This window comes from Gudongella oleilytica (assembly GCF_004101785.1).
Taxonomy (GTDB): Bacteria; Bacillota; Clostridia; order Tissierellales; family Tissierellaceae; genus Gudongella; species Gudongella oleilytica.
In genome coordinates, this window is the sequence record NZ_CP035130.1 from 437,897 (window position 1) to 455,583 (window position 17,687).

Below are 17,687 nucleotides of genomic sequence, written 5' to 3' on the forward strand. Positions count from 1 at the left end.
AAATAAGCAAAGGATAGGAGGGATGCAATTGGAAACCCGATATCTTCTGAATATGGAGAACATATCCAAGGAGTACTATGGAAACAGAGTATTGAAGGGCGTAAATCTGCAGGTAAAACCAGGCGAGATACACGCTCTCATGGGAGAAAACGGCGCAGGTAAATCCACTCTGATGAACATATTGTTTGGAATGCCGGTAATACATAGCACAGGTGGCTTCGAGGGAACCGTCGAGATAGATGGTAAGCCTGCAGTCATAGATGCACCTCATAAGGCAATGGATTTTGGAATAGGAATGGTGCATCAGGAGTTCATGCTGATCCCGGGATTTACCGTAACTGAGAATATAAAGGTAGGCAGGGAGATAAGCAAGCCTACTTTATTAAGCAGGTTTCTTGGAAGAAGCCTTGAGACACTTGACATGGACTCCATGAGAAGAGATGCAAAAAAAGCATTGAGTGACATTGGCTTGAACATCGAGGAATATGTTAAGGTGGCAGGCCTGCCGATAGGATACATGCAGTTTGTTGAGATAGCAAGGGAGATAGATAAGACTGGCATCAAGCTCCTTGTATTTGACGAGCCGACAGCTGTATTAACTGAAAGCGAGGCAGAGAGACTTTTAGAAATCATGAAGACGATTGCCAGCAAGGGAATTGCAATTATATTTATCACTCATAGACTCGATGAGGTAATGGCAGTCGCAGACAGTCTGACTGTACTAAGAGACGGAGAATTTGTGGCAAGGAAGGATATTAAGGACACTTCAGTAGTTGAGATTGCAGAGCTTATGATCGGAAGAAAGGTCGAAAAGCTCGTTGATGACCAGGAGGATACCCGGATCCTTTCTGATGATGATATCGCAATGTCTATAAAGGATTTTTATGTAATGATGCCGGGAGAGATGGTAAAGGGTATTGATCTTGATATTAGAAAAGGCGAAATATTCGGTATTGGAGGTCTGGCAGGACAGGGGAAGGTAGGGATACCAAACGGAATAATGGGTCTCTACGAATCTGAAGGAACAGTAAAGGTTTTTGGAGAGGAGCTTGACCTTAAAAAGCTCGGAAATGCATTGGAGCATGGGATTGCAAACGTATCCGAGGACAGAAGAGGAGTAGGACTTCTGCTGGACGAATCTATAGAGAACAACATAGTATTTACAGCTATGCAAATAAAGGAAGACTTTATTAAAAAGATCGGGCCGATGAAGCTTTTTGACAGTAAAAAAGCCAAGGAGCATGCATTGGATATGATCAAGCTCCTTGACATAAGATGCACTGGTCCGAAGCAGACAGCAGGAAGTCTGTCTGGAGGGAATCAGCAAAAAGTGTGTTTGGCAAGGGCGCTTACGATCGACCCTGAAATATTGATCGTTTCAGAACCCACAAGGGGAATTGACATCGGAGCAAAGAAGCTTGTTCTGGAATATCTCGTCAAGCTTAATCGGGAAAAGGGCTTGACCATAATCATGGTAAGCTCTGAGCTGGTCGAGCTCAGATCACTTTGCGACAGAATTGCGATCGTATCTGATGGCAAGCTTGCAAAGATCCTCAAGCCTAATGATTCCGACGCTGAATTCGGACTTGCAATGGCAGGTTTAAGGAAGGAGAGTGGTGGCAATGAGTGAAAGACTGAAGAGCATATATGATAGTATTGGTCTGCCCAGGCTTATAATAGTCGGATTCTTCCTGACTTTACTTGCAGCAGCAGCACCGCTTGGCCTCAATGTCTCCAGCCTTATGGGCGATGCAATCAGAAGGTGGGCCATGTATGGGATACTGGTTCTCGCAATGGTACCAGCAGTCCAGTCCGGGATCGGATTGAATTTTGGTATAAGTCTTGGTATAGTCGCTGGCCTTTTGGGAGCAACTCTTGCTATAGAACTGGGGATCGGAAATCCCTGGTTGAGCATACTCTTTGCAATGCTTGTTGGACTTGCAATCGGCAGTGTGTTTGGAATAGGCTATGGAATGCTCCTAAACAGGGTAAAGGGATCAGAGATGACAGTTTCAACATACGTAGGTTTTTCAGTCATAGCCTTCATGAATATGATATGGTTATCTCTCCCATACAAGAGCGGTGAGCTTATCTGGCCTCTGGGCGGACAGGGAATGAGAACTACAATAAGCCTTGAGTCAAGCTTTGGAGGGGTATTCAATAATTTCCTGGCCTTCACCATTGGAGATCCTGTTACGGGACTTTCCATACCTACAGGCCTCATACTTTTCTTCCTGTTAACATGTTTTCTTGTAGGCGTATTTATGAAGAGCAAGCTTGGGATGGCGATGAGCGCAGCAGGCTCTAACCCTGCATTTACAAGATCCTCAGGTATAAACGTCGATAAGATGAGGATACTTGGTACGGCAGTCTCCACAGCACTTGCATCCATTGGGATAATCACCTATGCACAAAGCTATGGTTTTCTCCAGCTTTACAATGCACCGTTAATGATGGGCTTCCATTCAGTAGCGGCAGTCCTCATCGGTGGTGCTTCCATAAACAAAGCTAAAATATCTCACGTTATAATTGGAGCGTTCCTATTCCAGGGGATCCTTGCAGTAGCTTTGCCTGTAGCCAATAAGGTTCTGCCTGAAGGCAACCTGTCAGACGTTATAAGGATCATAATCTCCAATGGTATCATCCTTTACGCCCTTTCAAAGACGAAGGGAGGAAGCAAATGATGAGTGAATCAAGACACAAGCTAATGAATAAGATTCTCGACAACAAGGTAGTTCTGCTTTTCGTGATCCTCTGTATAGGCGCTATTTACGCCTCTGGGAATCCGCTGACCTTCGTTTCAGCAGAGCTATTCACAAGGATCGGACGTAATGGCTTTATGGTACTGGCATTGCTTATCCCTGTACTTGCAGGTATGGGGTTAAACTTTGGTATCACAATAGGTGCGATAGCTGCTCAGATAGCGGTTTTCTGGGTAGTATACTGGGGCTTCAAGGGAATCGAAGGATTTTTACTTGGAGTACTTATGGCAACTCCTATTGCAATACTCTTTGGCTGGATGGTCGGAAGACTATTCAACAAGATGAAGGGTGCGGAGATGATCGCAGGTATGGTGCTCGGATACTTTGCAGACGGTCTATATCAGCTGTTTTTCCTCTATGTGATCGGCGGGATAATACCCGTAGACAGTCCAAGGCTTATTATCCCTGGAGGAATTGGGGTCAAGAACACTATCGACCTGGCTGACAACATAAAATATTCTCTTGATACAGTTTCCATGCTTACTATTATTGAGATTCTGTTCTTTATAACTATCGCAGTGCTGGTAATAAGAATGGGATATAACCTCATCAGGAAGACTGGAGTATCCATAGTAAAGGATATTATATTGCTAGTGCTTGCAGGAGCAGTTTACGCTGCTACCTTTATACCTCAAATGGAGGCATTCCTTGCAACTGACAGATTGCTTCTTCTCCACGCTGTTCTGATAGGCATAGCAGCCTGGACTCTGATCCAGCTTTGGAGAATAGTCAACAACAAGCTGATACTTAAAAAAGAGGATTTCAATATAAAGCAGCCTATTGCAGCCATAATAGCAATGGCGATCGCATTCGGGCTTACTTATGCGAAGCCTGTGGAAGAGATCCTGATGTATGTATATATCCCGGTTACCACTTATCTTTGCATTGTTGCACTTTGTGTATTCAACAACATGCTTCTTAAGACAAGGCTCGGCCAGAATATGAGGACTGTAGGTCAAAGCAGGGTTGTTGCCAACGCTGCCGGTATAAACGTAGACAGGACAAGAATAATTGCTATGATCCTTTCAACAGTTCTGGCTTGCTGGGGACAGCTTATATACCTTCAGAACATCGGTACCTTCTCCACATACGGAGCTCACACCCAGGTGGCCCAGTTCACCATAGCAGCACTTCTGGTAGGGGGAGCATCAGTACAGAAAGCAACAAACAAGCAGGCGATAATCGGAGTAATACTTTTCCATACACTGTTCATAGTAGCTCCTCAGGCTGGAAAGCAGTTATTCAACAATGCACAGCTTGGAGAATACTTCAGGGTTTTCGTCGCATACGGCGTAATAGCAGTATCACTTGCGATGCATGCATGGAAAACAACCATCAAACCAGCAGTCAAGGATGGAAAACCGAAGGTAACAACTTCAAAGGCATAAAACAGGGGGGGTGGCTTAAGCTGCCCCTTTATTCATCTGTCATTAGACCGTGTAACCATGGTAACGCAATACCGGAATATGTGTATTTTTCAAGAATGGCTAAGGTTAGACGTTACCAGTCAATTGCAAATATAATTTGAAAATTGGGCTTATAAGTGATAAAATTATACATGTTGAACAGACAACTTAATAAGAGTGTATTTGTAAAGTGGTTGAGTAGTTAGGGATATTCCGCTTGCATAGGCAGGGGATCACATGCATGGCAGCTTGTCAAATATACTCTATTTTTTTAACCTCATCTGAAGGATGGAGGAGAATTTTACAAGAAAGGAGCTACATAGTTGAAATCTTTTTATCTTAAGCGAATCATATCGATGCTTATCACGATCATCTTGATTACGACGCTTACATTCACCATGATGCACTCGATCCCGGGAGGTCCATTTACCAGAGAAAGACCTGTTCCTGACGAGATTCTGCGTGCTCTGAATGCTAAGTATAACCTGGATGATCCACTTCCGGTTCAATATCTGAACTACATGAAGGGCCTTATTACCTTTGACCTTGGGCCTTCCTACTCCAAAATTGGAACAACTGTAAACGACCTGATTGAGTCGGGCTTCCCTGCGTCAGCAAAAATAGGACTTATGGCTACGGTCATAATCGTAGCAATAGGAATACCGCTGGGGGTAATTTCAGCACTCAAGCAGAACAAGCCCATCGACTATGCTGTTATGTTTTTGGCGACCCTTGGCATAACCGTACCAAGCTTTGTTGTAGCTACAGTTATAATATATTTCTTTGCCGGCAAGCTGGGATGGATACCAAGCTTTGGACTTAGTGATCCAAAGGGCTATATTGGTCCTGTAATAGCTCTGGCAGGCTATTCCTTGTCATTTGTAACCAGACTTACAAGATCCAGCATGCTGGAGGTTTTAAGACAGGATTATATAAGGACAGCAAGAGCTAACGGTATAAAGGAATTCTCGGTAATAATGAGACATGCCATGAAAAATGCATTGATCCCTGTAGTTACCTACGTTGGCCCTATGATAGCAGCAATACTTACCGGTTCATTCGTAATTGAGAAAATTTTTGCCATCCCTGGCATAGGCCGACATTTCGTTGAAAGCGTAAACAACAGAGACTATACTACGATAATGGGGATAACAGTATTCTACGCCGTGTTCTACCTGATAATGGTATTTCTGGTGGACGTGGCTTATACGCTTATCGATCCCCGTATTAAGTTCAGGGAGGAAAAATAGGTATGTCGAAAGAAAAATTCGTATTTGTTGAGCAGACTGGAGAGGGCAGCGAGGCCGTCAGACCGAGCTTGACCTACTGGCAGGATGCCTGGAGAAGACTTAAAAAGAACAAGCTTTCAATGCTTGGAATATTGACTATAATACTGATTCTTCTGTTTGGATTTGTGGGACCAAATTTTACGCCATATTCCTATTCCGATCAGGTAAACGACTACAAGAACCTTCCTCCAAGACTTGAGCTGTATCAATTTGGGGACAAGTACTTCCATGTTTCCAAGGACTACAATATGTTTCTTGTGGATGAAAATGGCACTTTGATCGAAAGGCTTAAGCTTGATCCACTAAAGAGAGACATGCTGAACAAGGTATATGTTTATGAGCTGGGAGATGAGGAGGTCAAGCTAGACTTTTCCTACAACCTTCTGCCAACTAAAATGGGCTATGATTACGACATGACCCTGGAGTACAATGGGGAGATCCAGCAATACCCGGCTGTTACAAAGTGGAACAAGCTTTTCCCATTTGGCACTGACGGACTCGGAAGAGACCTTCTCACCAGAGTAATGTACGGAGCTCAGATATCACTTCTTGTAGCCTTTATAGCAACAATAGCCAACCTTCTTATCGGAGTCGTGTACGGAAGTATCTCGGGCTTCGAGGGCGGCAAGGTCGACAATATAATGATGAGGATCGTCGATATAATTAACTCCATACCGCTGGTTCTCTATGTAATCCTCCTTATGGTTTGGTTCAGAGGAGGCGGACTATGGAATATAATTTTCGCCCTGAGCTCAGTTTACTGGGTATCCATGGCGAGGCTTGTAAGAGGACAGATGCTGTCACTAAAAGAGCAGGAGTTCGTTCTTGCAGCCAGGGTAATGGGCGTTTCCAGGGGAAAGATAATCTTCAAACACCTGATCCCAAATGCGATAGGACCTATAATAGTTTCAATGGCTATGATGATCCCGTCAGCAGTATTTACTGAATCCTTCCTAAGCTTCATCGGTCTTGGTGTTTCTGCACCAATGGCTTCATGGGGTACATTGGCCAACAATGCTCTTGCAGGACTGACTACCTATCCGTATCAGCTGTTCTTCCCTTCAATGGCAATAGCAGTAACGATGTTGGCCTTCAACTTCATTGGCGACGGACTTAGAGACGCTTTGGACCCAAGACTAAGGAAAGGATAGAGAAAATATGGATAACAGAGAATATATTTTAGAGATAAACAACTTAAAGACATCGTTTTATACCCATGTAGGAGAGGTACAGGCAGTAAGAGGGATCTCCTTTAAGATGAAAAAGGGAGATGTAATGGGTATTGTAGGTGAGTCAGGCAGCGGAAAGAGTGTAACAGCACTTTCTGTTATGAAGCTTATCGACGCCCCTGGAAAGATAAAGGAAGGCAGCATCATATTCGACGGAAAGGACATAACAAATTATTCCGAGAATCAGATGTCAAACATCAGAGGTAACGACATAGCCATGATCTTCCAGGACCCGATGACCTCACTGAACCCCGTTTTTAAAATCAAGAACCAGATGGTTGAAGTAATAGAGAGACATCAGAAACTGGGTAAGCATAAAGCTACGGAAAGAGCTCTTGAAATGCTAAGGCTTGTAGGTATTCCAGAACCTGAAAGAAGAATAAACTCATACCCTCATGAGTTTTCAGGCGGTATGAGACAGCGTGCAATGATTGCTACAGCACTTTCCTGCAACCCAAAGCTGCTGATAGCTGATGAGCCGACAACAGCCCTTGACGTTACCATCCAGGCTCAGATACTTGATATAATGAGAGATATCTCAGTTAAGACCGGCACGTCGATAATACTTATTACTCACGACCTTGGAGTCATAGCAGAGACCTGTAATGACCTGATAGTTATGTATGGCGGAATGCCAATGGAAATGGGGAGCGTCGAGGACATTTTTGCAAGTCCGCAGCATCCTTATACTCAGGGGTTATTGAAATCAGTTCCCAGAATGGACAGGGAGCAAAAGGAAAGACTTAAGCCGATAGCAGGATCGCCGCCGGATCTGTTGAAACCCCCGGCAGGATGCCCATTCTCAACAAGGTGTCCACATGTAATGCAGATATGCAAGGAACAGCCTGCACCAATGTTTAACGTAGGCGAGGATCATACATCAGCCTGTTGGCTTCTCCACGAGGATGCCCCGGCAGTTGAAGGCTTTGGAAAGGGGGTCCTGTAGGATGGAACAAAACAGACCACTATTGGAAATAAAAAATCTGAAGAAATATTTCACCATAGAGTCAGGAGGCTTTTTCAACAGAAAAAGCGGCAACCTGACAGCAGTTGACGACGTAACCTTCCACATAAACAAAGGCGAAACCTTTGGTCTTGTAGGAGAATCAGGCTGCGGCAAATCGACACTTGGAAGATCCATTGTAAGACTTTATCAGCCAACCGGCGGAAACATTATTTACGATGGCGAGGACATAACCAACATATCCCAGCATGAGATGATGAAGTACAGAAAAAGGCTCCAGATGATATTCCAGGACCCATACGCATCGTTAAACACAAGACTTACTGTTTCAGAGATCATTGGAGAGGGTATAGAAACTCACAAGCTCTACACAGGTCAGGAGAAGCTCGATAAGATATATGAACTCCTAACGACAGTAGGCCTAAAAAAGGAGCACGCCAACAGATATCCCCATGAGTTCTCAGGCGGACAGAGACAAAGGATCGGTATTGCAAGGGCGTTGGCTGTTGAACCTGATCTTGTAGTATGTGATGAACCAATTTCGGCACTGGACGTGTCAATCCAGGCACAGGTAGTAAACATGCTTGAGGATCTTCAGGACAACATGGGGCTTACCTATCTGTTCATAGCCCATGACCTGTCAATGGTTAAGCACATTTCCGACAGGATCGGCGTAATGTACCTTGGCAAGATGATGGAGATAACTGAGAGCAACGAACTCTACAGAAAGCCGCTGCATCCATATACTCAGGCTCTTCTGTCGTCGATCCCGATTCCGGATCCGAAGAAGAACAAGGAACACAAGAGGATCATACTTCAGGGAGACGTCAAGAGTCCTATAGATCCACCGGAGGGGTGCAGGTTTGCCAGCAGGTGCCGATACGTGATGGACGTCTGTCGAGAGGTAACTCCTGAGCTTCGAGAGGTAGAGCCGGGCCACTTCGTTGCCTGCCATCTTGTTAAATAGCTGAAATGTGGTATAATATACTAAAGTGAGCTTAGTTAAAAGCAATACAGGGATCAATTGAATGAGTATTTAATCCGGAATGTCCGGTTTAAATAGCAGCATTAACATCAATAAGGAGGGGAAAAAATGAACAAAAGACTATTAGCGCTTATGCTGGTATTGACAATGGCAATATCATTGCTGGCAGGATGTGCGCAACCTGCACCAGCACCGGCACCAGCACCAGAGCAACCTGCGGAGCAACCTGCAGAACCAGCAAAAGAGGTAGTTTTCAACTGGAATATAGGTGCTGATCCTAAAACGATCGACCCAGTTTTAAACGGAGCAAGTGATGGTGGAGACGTAATCAACCAGACATTCGAGGGTCTGACAAGAGAGAAGAGCGGAACTGTTTATCCTGGAATCGCTGAGAGCTGGGATGTATCAGAAGACGGTCTTACAGTCACTTTCCATCTGAGAGAGTCAAAGTGGTCAGATGGTTCACCTCTTACAGCTCATGACTTCGTATATTCCTGGAAGAGAGGAATGGATCCAGCTACAGCTTCTGAGTATGCATGGATTTGGGAGTACACAAACATAGTTGGCGCATTTGACGCAGTAAATGGAGCATCATTGGACGAAGTGGGAGTAACTGCACTTGATGATTACACTCTTGAAGTTAAGCTTCTTACACCTACAGACTATATCATCAGCTTATTGTCATTCTATCACTTCATGCCAACCAAGCAATCAGCTGTTGAGGCCGGAGCAGACGGCGCGTGGGCTAAGGATCCTGCAAATGCAGTATCAAACGGTCCTTTCAAGCTGACAAGCTATAAGATTGGTGAAGGCTTGACGCTCGTTAAGAACGAGCATTACTGGAACGCAGCAGAGGTTAAGATCGACAGGATCGAAGGTAAATTCATAGATGAGCAAGCAACAGCTTACCAGGCATATCAGGCAGGCGAACTTCATCTTTTACCAGATGTACCTCCTGCTGAAATACCAACCTTGATAGCTGAAAGCCCAGACTTCTATGTATTCCCACTATTGGGAACCTACTACTACAACATCAACATGGATCTTCCAATGTTCCAGGACGTAAGAGTAAGAAAAGCTCTTAACCTTGCAATAGACAGAGAGCTTATCACTGAAACAATGGGATCAGGACAGATTCCTGCAGCAGGCTTTGTACCTCCAGGATTCCTTGATCACGAAGGAAACGACTTCTTCGAGAAGTCAGGAACTTACGGCATAGCAACAGATAACAGTAAAGTTGCTGAAGCTCAGGCTCTATTGGCTGAAGCTGGATTCCCAGGCGGAGCAGGCTTCCCAGAGTTTACGATCATGTACAACACAAGTGCTGGACACCAGCAAGTTGCTGAGCTTGTTCAGGAAATGCTGAAGACCAACCTTGGAATCAACACTAAGCTTGAAAACCAGGAGTGGGCAGTATTCCAGGATACAAGAAAAGAAGGCGACTACGAAGTGGCAAGAGGCGGATGGCTGACAGACTTCATGGATCCTATGGGACTTCTTGCAATCTTTACAAGCCAGAATGCTTACAACGACCCTAACTTCAAGAATGCTGAATATGACGAGCTTCTTTCAAAGGCTGCTAAGACTAGAGGAGCAGAGCACTTTGAAGCCCTTTATGAGGCACAGGAGATCCTTATGAGCGAGCTTCCAATAATCCCGGTATATCACTATACCGACGTAATATTGGCATCACCTAAGCTTCAGGGATGGGACAGATCAGTTCTTGGAACTCTTGACTTCTCAACTGCAACTATAGTTGAATAATCTAAGCTAAACTAAACGCAGTCCTTCGGGGCTGTGTTTTATTTTAAAACATTAAGCACCAGGGACAGTCCCCATTGCTTATTTTCAAAGCAATGGGGACTGCCCCTGGTGCTTTCTCGGCAATAGTTGTTTGTTTGGTTATTTTGTGCTAAAATGTATCCTGACATGCTAAAATGGAGAGAAGGATATTGATGGACAGACAATACAAAAAATTAATGATCATATCTGTGTTCCTTTGGTTAGCTACCAACTTCCACCACCCTGTAAATCCTACGTATTTTACGGAGCTGAACTTGCCAAATCATGTTTTTGGAACTTCCATGGCATTTATGGTTTCGGCTGTTTTCCTGACATCACCCATCTGGGGAAGCCTGGGAGATAATTATGGCAGAAAGAAGACACTGGTATACTCCACTCTTCTTTACGGCATGACCCAGATTGCATATGGTATGTCCACACAGCTTTGGCACATACTCCTTTTACGTGCAATAGCGGGAATGTTCAGCGGAGGCTTTATGGTAGGATTTCTCGCGGCTGTTGTGGATGTATCTGATGAATCCAACAGAGCTGAGAGAATAGCAGCATTTTCAGCGGTCATGAGCGTTTCAATGTCCATTGGATTTCTGATCGGAGGGATACTTGGATATCTTCCAGTGAGGTATGTATTCTATATCCAGGGATTGGTGATGATGGCGGTGAGCCTTGCAATACATTTGACCTTGGGAGAGACTAATTCACCTACGGGAAAGAGCACCAAGCCTGACTTTATCTGGAATATTTTAAAGGATAAGGATAAATCAAAGGCGGTATTCACCCCATGGATCTTGATATTTCTGGGAGTGACCCTCTTTGTATTTATAGCTTACTCAAGCAACACGAATGCCTTCAACTATTATCTGAAGGAGCAACTGGATTTCAAGCCAATAGTCAACGGTATATGGAGAGCAGGGACTGGAATATTCGGACTTATAGCAAATCTTACTATAAATGTGTGGCTGGCAAGAAACTACAAGGGAAAGAATGCTTTTGTAATTTTCCTAAGTTTTACTCTATTAGGTGCAATTATGATATTCGCAAATACAAGTATAATTCCGTTCATGGCGTGGAGTCTTTTCTACTTTACTATGCATACTGTGCTTTTCCCAATGCTCCAAAGCTTTGCAGTAAAAAGCACAGAGTATGGTGCTGGATTTATGTCAGGCTTGTTCAGTGCCTCCAGGTCATTGGGCGAAATGCTGGGTGCCCTTATTGCAGGTTTTGCATACGGAATAGGCAACAGGGTCCCGTTCCTGCTGTCCATAATCGCCATCGCGATCGCACTGGTTCTCGGGATCATGCAGCTAACTATAAGAACCGGGAAAGAAAGTAATTGAAATTGGAAGACCAAACACTTAAAATTAAGATAATAAGAATTGGAAGGGAATGATTTTATGAAAGCAAAGAGAACTGTATCAGTAGTGCTGGCCATAATCATGGTGGTGGCCATGATAGTGCCGATGCTGTTAAATGCATTCTATTAAACCAGGTATACGCCTGGTTTTTTGTTTGCAAAAAAAAAGATGGGTATAAAAGTGGTGAGTGTTTACAAGTTGGGAGGGATACTAATGAAGGATAAGTACAGAGTGATGCCGGAAGAGCTGACCAGTCCATGCAACATGGAGCTTCTTGATTTCCAGACCACTGAGTCTGTCGCGCCTCTTAAGGGGATAATCGGGCAGGATAGAGGTGTCGATGCCTTAAGCTTTGGACTTAAGATGAAGAAGAAGGGCTATAATATATATGTAGCCGGATTGAGCGGAACAGGACGCAGCAGCTTCACTTATTCCATAGCATGTGATTTCGCAAAAAACCAGCCTGTTCCACAGGACTGGGTCTACGTCTATAATTTCAATAAGAAGGAGTCCCCCAAGGCGCTGCCTTTTCAACCTGGTCAGGGTAAGAATTTCAAAAAAGACATAGAGGACCTGGTGGAGGGCTTTAAGAAGACTATTCCTGAAGCATTTTCAGGGATCGAGTATGAGAACAGAAAAAACAACCTATTCAAAATAGCCAACCAGAAAAAAAGTGAGGTCTTAAAGAAGCTAAATGAGAAATCCCAGGAGTATGGCTTCGTATATACTCCAAGCGACCAGGGACTTATATCGATACCCCTAAAGGAAGGAAAGCCCATAAACGAGCAGGAATACAGCTCATTGTCGCTTGAAGAGCGCGAGGGGATGATGGAGAAATATGAGGAGCTGAGGATCGCTACAGTCGAAGAGTTCAATGACCTCAGGCTGCTGGATGAGGAACTGGAGGATCATCTAACTCAGCTGGATGAGCATATGGCAAAGGAGCTTATCCAGTATGACATAAAGAAGCTGCTGAACAGGTATGGAAGCATACCCTCCACTGCCATATATTTAAACGAGCTTGAGAAGGACATCATTGAGAATATTGAGAAGTTCAAGCCTAAGGCGGCAGCGAAGAATTTCTCGCTATTTGATATCCAAATGCCCCCAGACGATAATTTCTTCATCAGATACAAGGTCAACCTCTTTGTTGACAACAGCCAGCTGGAACACGCTCCCATCATAAATGAATCAAACCCGGTATACAACAACCTGATGGGAAGTATTGAATACAGGAGCCATATGGGGATCCTGACAACAGACTTCATGCAGATAAAGCCTGGATCTCTCCATCAGGCAAATGGCGGCTATATCGTATTCCAAATGAAGGAGATACTGAATAACCCCATATCCTGGGAAATGCTTAAGAGGTCACTAAAAACCAATGAAATCAATATCGAGAACTACAATCGCCTTATGGGTATGGCCGTCACTTCAAGTCTTAAGCCCGAGCCCATACCTCTTGACGTCAAGGTAATCATTATCGGAGATGATTATACCTACAGCCTCCTCTACAACTACGATGACGACTTCAGGAAGCTTTTTAAGGTCATGGCGGATTTCGATATAGAGATGGAGAAGAATCCCGAAAACATAGGGAGGATGGCAGAATTTATATCTGCCCATACAAAGGAAAGCGGCATCAGACCCTTCGACAAGGCTGCTGTGGCAAGAGTAGTGGAATTCAGCACAAGGCTTGCCGGCCACCAGGGAAAGCTAAGCACTCAATTCAATCAAATAATTGAGATATTATACGAAGCTGACCTGTGGGCAGAGCAGGACGGTAGCGGGATCATCACCGAGAAGCACGTGAAGACAGCAATAGACGGCAAAATAAAGCGATCCAACAAGTATGAGGAAAAGCTCAATGAAATGTTTGTCGAAGGTACCCTCCTTATCGATCTGGATGGCGAGGAGGTAGGCCAAATCAACGGACTGGCTGTTATGGGGACAGGGGAATACAGCTTCGGAAAGCCAAGCAGGATAACGGCTACCGTATATAGGGGCGAGAAGGGAGTAATCAACATAGAACGGGAGGCTCGCCAAAGTGGGAGGATACATGACAAGGGAGTACTCATTCTAAGCGGCTATCTTGGACAAAAGTATGCTCAGAAAAATCCGTTGGGCCTGACCATAGGGATCGGCTTTGAACAGAATTATTCAGTAGTCGACGGTGACAGTGCCTCCAGTACAGAGCTCTATGCGATACTGTCGTCTATCTCAGAGGTCCCAGTCAAGCAGTATATAGCCGTAACAGGATCAGTGAACCAGAAGGGTGAGATACAGCCTATAGGCGGGGTAAATGAGAAAATCGAAGGCTATTACCAGGTTTGCAGGATAATGGGACTTACAGGCAAACAGGGAGTGCTGATACCAAGAACAAACTTAAACAATCTGACATTGAGGGAGGAAGTGGTTGAAGCAGTAAGAAACGGTGAGTTTCACATATATGCTATCGACCATATAGATCAGGGGATCGAGGTGCTGATGGATAAGACTGCAGAGGAGATAGATCAGCTTATTAATAGGAAGCTGGAATCCATGTATTCCCAGGAGGAGGAAAAATGAGCGGGAAAAGACCGTGATACCTGTTGACGATGTCGTTTGGGGACAGTCTCGTTGCTTTTTCGTTTTCCGGTATTTCTCAGACTGAGAAACAACAAAAAAACAATGGCAATTCCACTCAAATCCTTTGACTCACTAACGTGATTGGGATAAAATAATCAAGTTAAAAAGTGTATAAAGAGGGAGGGGAATCAAAGTGGAAACCAAGTACATTTTTATCACTGGAGGAGTAGTGTCATCCCTTGGGAAAGGGATCACAGCAGCCAGTCTGGGAAGACTCCTGAAAAGCAGAGGACTGAAGGTGACGATCCAGAAGTTTGATCCTTACATCAACGTTGATCCAGGGACACTTAGTCCATACCAGCACGGAGAGGTATTTGTTACTGAGGACGGAGCAGAGACAGATCTTGACCTTGGTCATTATGAAAGGTTTATTGATGAAAATCTTGACTCAGACAGCAGTGTCACTACAGGCAGCGTCTATTGGGCAGTACTCAACCGAGAGAGAAACGGAGATTACGACGGCAGGACAGTCCAGGTGATTCCCCATATCACAAATGAGATCAAGGAGAGGATAATAAAGGCATCAGGAAGCAAGGATGTCGATGTAATAATCTCTGAGATAGGAGGGACCGTAGGCGATATAGAGTCGCTTCCGTTTCTTGAAGCGATAAGACAGATAAAGCATGACGTTGGACGGGAGAATGTTATGTACATCCATGTCACTCTGATACCCTATCTTTCAAAGGCAGGAGAACTAAAGACGAAGCCTACCCAGCACAGCGTAAAGGAGCTTCGAAGTATAGGAATACAACCGGATGCATTGATATTAAGAACTGAAAAGCCGTTGGACAGTGGAATCAAGGATAAGGTAGCGTTGTTCTCAGACCTTGATCCAGGCTCAGTGATCGAGAATGGGGATGCTGCTTGCATATACCAGGTACCTCTTCTGCTCGAGGCTGAGGGTCTTGCCGAAAATGTGGTCAAGCACCTTGGCTTAAGATCCACTGCTCCTGATCTCTCAGGTTGGAGATACCTGGTTGACAGGGCAACAAATCCAAGCAGATCTGTCAGGATTGCTCTTGTTGGAAAGTATGTGGAGCTGAAGGATGCTTACCTTTCTGTCATTGAGGCACTAAGACATGCCGGTATTGAAAATGATGCTGAGATAAAGCTTGAGTGGATACATTCAAGAGATGTCAAGGATCAGAATGCCGCCGAGCTCCTTGGTGAGGCAGATGGAATACTCGTACCTGGGGGTTTTGGTCAAAGAGGGATGGAGGGGAAGATCTCAGCCATACGATATGCAAGGGAGAACAAGGTGCCCTATCTGGGACTTTGTCTCGGAATGCAGCTTGCAAGCATAGAATTTGCAAGGAATGTTGTAGGCTTAACTGGTGCAAACAGTACAGAGCTTGAGCCGAATACACCTTATCCGATAATCGATATACTTCCTGATAAAAGAGATATTACAAAGCTGGGAGGCACTTTGAGACTTGGCTCCTACCCGTGTGTATTGAAGGAAGGCTCTAAGGCGAGGGAAGCATATGGAACTGAAATTATTAGCGAAAGACACAGACACAGATACGAGTTCAACAACCTTTACAGAAAACAGCTTGAGGAAAAAGGATTCAACTTTTCGGGTCTGTCTCCTGACGGGGATCTGGTAGAGATAATTGAGATCAAGGACCACCCGTGGTTTGTCGCCTCCCAATTCCACCCGGAATTCAAGTCAAGGCCGACAAAAGCCCATCCTTTGTTTAGGGAGTTCGTTAAGGCAGCGTTGGAGAGGGGAAAGGATAATTGACGATTGACAATTGACGATTGACGCCCAGAGATCAACAATGGTTTGTCATCCCGACCGTAGTGGAGGTCTTTGACTTCCTGAGTATGGAAGTGATAAACATTCAACCGGATGTTGCAATTAACACGAAGAAGATTGAGGGGTAACACTTTTGAGGACATTTCCTGGCCAAGCGGCCGTGAGCGGTCCGATAAAAGTATTACCCCTCGATTATTTCAAACACATCACTTATGTTACTCCGTCCTTATCGCCTCAATGGCCGAAAGATTCATCGCTCTTCTTGCGGGGTAATAACCTGAAATTATCCCGATCAATGCCGAGAATCCCAAGGATGCAAATACAAGCCAAACAGGAATGATCGATATCTTGGATCCCCCTGATGCTCCAAAGAAACCTCCAAACTGACTGCCGAAGTGGTTGATGAGATAAGACAAAAGGAACGAGAAACCAATCCCTATAACTCCTCCAAGCACCCCGATCATGGCTGATTCAAACAGGAACAGCCTTTTTATGTCATTTATGGAGGCACCTATTACCTTCATTATCCCGATTTCCTTTGTTCTCTCGTAAATACTCATTACCATGGTATTTGTAATGCCAATTGCGGCAACTAAAAGTGAAATTGCACCGATCCCTCCAAGCACAAGCTGGATCATACCTGCAGTTTCCTTCATCGCTTCCAGTTGGTCATTAAGGCTGTATGCCTCATGTCCCATATCCTTTATTGCCAGCTGGACCTCCTGAACGTTCTTCATGTCGTCGACCTTCACGTTTATCTGTTGATAGTCAGTGCTTGAATCCTGACCGGGCTTGGGCTTTACGCCCTCAGCCTTTTCTTTTTCCTTGATGAGCTTTTGGACCTCGGTTATGGGCATGAACACACCATAGCTGTACTCCCAGTTGCCCTCTGCAAGAACCCCTGCAGTCTTTATCTTATATTCCTTGTAAACCACCTTATTTCCCGGATCCTCCCACCCATAGCTTGGATTGAGAGTCATGGTCATCCGGTCCTTCATAAGATCGACCTTTGGCTCTCTCCAGACCCTGGCCTTGGGATCGTAGAAGTTCTGCTTCATCTGGCTTCCGAATACCACGGTTAGCTCATCGCTGCTGGTAAGCAGCCTTCCCTCAGCTATCTCAAATCCGAACTCAGCCATTGAATCAGGGTCTAGACCTCTGATGGGAACTCCTGAGATATATCTTCCATTTATTATCGTTCCATAAACCTCAAGCGTGGGGCTTACCGCTATTACATGCGGAAGTGCCTTGAAGCTTAAAACTGCCTTGTCATCCAGCTTGACAGGTTCTCCACCGCCGGAGGGCATTGAAGGATCCTCCCACCGTTTGTACACGTTTATTGTAGTGAGACTCCCCCATTGGGATATCTGGTCCTCAAAGGATTTGCTAAGACCAAAACCAAGACTCAACATAACGATAATTGATGTTGCGCCTATAATTACACCAAGGACTGTAAGAAAGGTCCTAAGCTTTCTTCTCCACAGGTTTTTTACACCCATTCTGACTAAAT

General features: G+C 44.7%; 12 protein-coding genes. 11 read left to right on the forward strand and 1 reads right to left on the reverse strand.

The annotated features are described in order from the left end of the window. The first annotated feature begins 22 nt into the window (after positions 1-22). The 11 genes from EC328_RS02020 to EC328_RS02070 all read left to right on the forward strand — a co-directional run bounded on the left by EC328_RS02020 (position 23) and on the right by EC328_RS02070 (position 16,162). Positions 23-1,630, forward strand: a complete 1,608-nt coding sequence (locus tag EC328_RS02020) for a sugar ABC transporter ATP-binding protein (RefSeq protein WP_206363892.1) — start codon at positions 23-25, stop codon at positions 1,628-1,630. Then, on the forward strand, positions 1,623-2,684 hold the full coding sequence (locus tag EC328_RS02025; protein WP_128425259.1) for an ABC transporter permease subunit: 1,062 nt from the start codon (positions 1,623-1,625) through the stop codon (positions 2,682-2,684). Before EC328_RS02020 ends, EC328_RS02025 begins: the two co-directional genes overlap by 8 nt. Further along, a complete protein-coding gene (locus EC328_RS02030) occupies positions 2,684-4,150 on the forward strand; it encodes an ABC transporter permease subunit (RefSeq protein WP_128425260.1) in 1,467 nt (488 codons plus the stop codon). The genes EC328_RS02025 and EC328_RS02030 overlap by 1 nt, the downstream gene beginning before the upstream one ends. 341 nt (positions 4,151-4,491) lie before the next feature. Then, a complete protein-coding gene (locus EC328_RS02035; protein ID WP_128425261.1) occupies positions 4,492-5,418 on the forward strand; it encodes an ABC transporter permease in 927 nt (308 codons plus the stop codon). A gap of 2 nt (positions 5,419-5,420) precedes the next feature. After that, positions 5,421-6,608: an ABC transporter permease gene (locus EC328_RS02040; RefSeq protein WP_128425262.1), complete on the forward strand. Its 1,188-nt coding sequence runs from the start codon at positions 5,421-5,423 to the stop codon at positions 6,606-6,608. Between the two features lie 7 nt (positions 6,609-6,615). Further along, the gene (locus EC328_RS02045; RefSeq protein WP_128425263.1) at positions 6,616-7,632 is read left to right on the forward strand and encodes an ABC transporter ATP-binding protein; all 1,017 of its coding nucleotides are present in this window, start codon (positions 6,616-6,618) and stop codon (positions 7,630-7,632) included. Between the two features lies 1 nt (position 7,633). Further along, on the forward strand, positions 7,634-8,617 hold the full coding sequence (locus tag EC328_RS02050; RefSeq protein ID WP_128425264.1) for an ABC transporter ATP-binding protein: 984 nt from the start codon (positions 7,634-7,636) through the stop codon (positions 8,615-8,617). Between the two features lie 126 nt (positions 8,618-8,743). Next, a complete protein-coding gene (locus tag EC328_RS02055; RefSeq protein ID WP_128425265.1) occupies positions 8,744-10,399 on the forward strand; it encodes a peptide ABC transporter substrate-binding protein in 1,656 nt (551 codons plus the stop codon). 191 nt (positions 10,400-10,590) lie between these two features. After that, a complete protein-coding gene (locus EC328_RS02060; RefSeq protein WP_206363893.1) occupies positions 10,591-11,772 on the forward strand; it encodes an MFS transporter in 1,182 nt (393 codons plus the stop codon). Positions 11,773-12,003: 231 nt separating this feature from the next. Further along, positions 12,004-14,358 (forward strand): ATP-binding protein, encoded by a 2,355-nt coding sequence (locus EC328_RS02065; RefSeq protein WP_128425267.1) that lies wholly within the window; start codon positions 12,004-12,006, stop codon positions 14,356-14,358. A gap of 193 nt (positions 14,359-14,551) precedes the next feature. Continuing rightward, positions 14,552-16,162, forward strand: coding sequence for a CTP synthase (locus EC328_RS02070; protein WP_128425268.1), 1,611 nt, complete (start codon positions 14,552-14,554; stop codon positions 16,160-16,162). Between the two features lie 230 nt (positions 16,163-16,392). Here the strand turns inward: EC328_RS02070 and EC328_RS02075 are convergent, their stop codons facing one another. Continuing rightward, positions 16,393-17,676 (reverse strand): ABC transporter permease, encoded by a 1,284-nt coding sequence (locus EC328_RS02075; protein ID WP_164906005.1) that lies wholly within the window; start codon positions 17,674-17,676, stop codon positions 16,393-16,395. Positions 17,677-17,687 lie beyond the last annotated feature (11 nt).

Coding starts and splice junctions, on each gene's coding strand:
- EC328_RS02020 (WP_206363892.1), top strand. CDS start 23: ATGCAATTGGAAACCCGATATCTTCTGAATATGGAGAACATATCCAAG.
- EC328_RS02025 (WP_128425259.1), top strand. CDS start 1,623: ATGAGTGAAAGACTGAAGAGCATATATGATAGTATTGGTCTGCCCAGG.
- EC328_RS02030 (WP_128425260.1), top strand. CDS start 2,684: ATGAGTGAATCAAGACACAAGCTAATGAATAAGATTCTCGACAACAAG.
- EC328_RS02040 (WP_128425262.1), top strand. CDS start 5,421: ATGTCGAAAGAAAAATTCGTATTTGTTGAGCAGACTGGAGAGGGCAGC.
- EC328_RS02045 (WP_128425263.1), top strand. CDS start 6,616: ATGGATAACAGAGAATATATTTTAGAGATAAACAACTTAAAGACATCG.
- EC328_RS02050 (WP_128425264.1), top strand. CDS start 7,634: ATGGAACAAAACAGACCACTATTGGAAATAAAAAATCTGAAGAAATAT.
- EC328_RS02055 (WP_128425265.1), top strand. CDS start 8,744: ATGAACAAAAGACTATTAGCGCTTATGCTGGTATTGACAATGGCAATA.
- EC328_RS02060 (WP_206363893.1), top strand. CDS start 10,591: ATGGACAGACAATACAAAAAATTAATGATCATATCTGTGTTCCTTTGG.
- EC328_RS02065 (WP_128425267.1), top strand. CDS start 12,004: ATGAAGGATAAGTACAGAGTGATGCCGGAAGAGCTGACCAGTCCATGC.
- EC328_RS02075 (WP_164906005.1), bottom strand. CDS start 17,676: ATGGGTGTAAAAAACCTGTGGAGAAGAAAGCTTAGGACCTTTCTTACA.